Source organism: Agrobacterium sp. ES01, assembly GCF_050320885.1.
Taxonomy (GTDB): Bacteria; Pseudomonadota; Alphaproteobacteria; order Rhizobiales; family Rhizobiaceae; genus Allorhizobium.
The window spans coordinates 1-1,153 of the sequence record NZ_JBNQTH010000019.1 but is presented as its reverse complement, the minus strand read 5'-3'; the positions used below and the strand labels follow the sequence as shown (position 1 = coordinate 1,153).

General features: G+C 56.1%; 1 protein-coding gene. It reads right to left on the bottom strand.

The features are described 5' to 3' along the window. Positions 1–1,080: an IS630 family transposase gene (locus tag ACQQ2Q_RS22535; protein WP_428189337.1), complete on the bottom strand. Its 1,080-nt coding sequence runs from the start codon at positions 1,078–1,080 to the stop codon at positions 1–3. Positions 1,081–1,153: the final 73 nt, after the last annotated feature.

Here is a 1,153-nt window from a genome sequence, read left to right as displayed (position 1 = left end):
CTAGTGGATTGATTCCAACGTTTGGTGCCCGCGTTTAACAGCCGCGATTATCTCGTCGGGGTCTGCCTTCCACACGAACGGCTTTGGCTCGGTATTGTGCTCTTTGACAAAGCGGTTGATGGCGGCTTGAAGGTCGACCACGGAGTGAAAGACGCCGTGTTTGAGGCGACGCCGCGTCAGCTTTGCGAAGAACCCTTCGACGGCGTTCAACCAGGAACAGGACGTCGGCACGAAGTGGAAGGTCCATCGAGGATGCCTGTCCAGCCAAGCGCGTACTTTTGGCTGCGTGTGTGTAGCGTAGTTGTCGAGAATGACGTGGACGGCTTTATCCTTGGGCAGGGTCGCTTCGACTGCGTTGAGGAAGCGAATGAATTCCTGATGGCGGTGTCGCTGCATGTTTTTGCCGAACACTGACCCATCGAGAATATTGAGGGCGGCAAATAGCGTCGTCGTGCCGTGCCGTTTGTAATCATGGGTCATCGTGCCGCCACGCCCCTTCTTGAGCGGGAGACCGGGCTGTGTCCGATCAAGCGCCTGGATCTGGCTCTTCTCATCGACGGAAAGAACGATGGCGTGGGCTGGGGGCGAGACATAGAGGCCGACAACATCGTGCAGCTTCTCGGCAAAGGCTTTGTCATTCGACAGTTTAAAGCTACGCCAACGATGCGGAGCCAAACCATGCTCATGCCAGATTTTAACGACGGAAGACGCCGCGATCCCTACCGTTTTTGCCATGGCCCGTACTGTCCACTGTGTCGCCTCCTGCTGTGGCGGCTCCAAAGTGAGGGCAACGACCTTCTCGACTAATTCATCATCGAGTGGGGCTATGCCAGGAGGCCTGCTTTTGTCACGTAGGAGGCCATCGACACCTTCGGACATAAACCGTTCTTGCCAGCGCCAGACGCAGGTTTTGGATTTGCCAGTTTCCTCCATGATAGCCACAGTTCCAAAGCCATCACTGCTCATGAGGATGATCCTCGCTCGCCACACATGCTTCTGTGGCGAGCTGCCAGCGGCTACGATAGCTTCGAGCCGAGCACGGTCGGCAGAGGTGACGTCGAATGTGATCCCTGTACGCATGAGGTACTCTCGCATATCCGGGACAGCGTAGGAATCCGAAAACTGGACTCTTTCGTTTCGATCAATCCACTAG

Bases quoted from the DNA above. Each gene is read 5' to 3' on its own strand.
- ACQQ2Q_RS22535 (WP_428189337.1), bottom strand. From the start codon at position 1,080: ATGCGTACAGGGATCACATTCGACGTCACCTCTGCCGACCGTGCTCGG.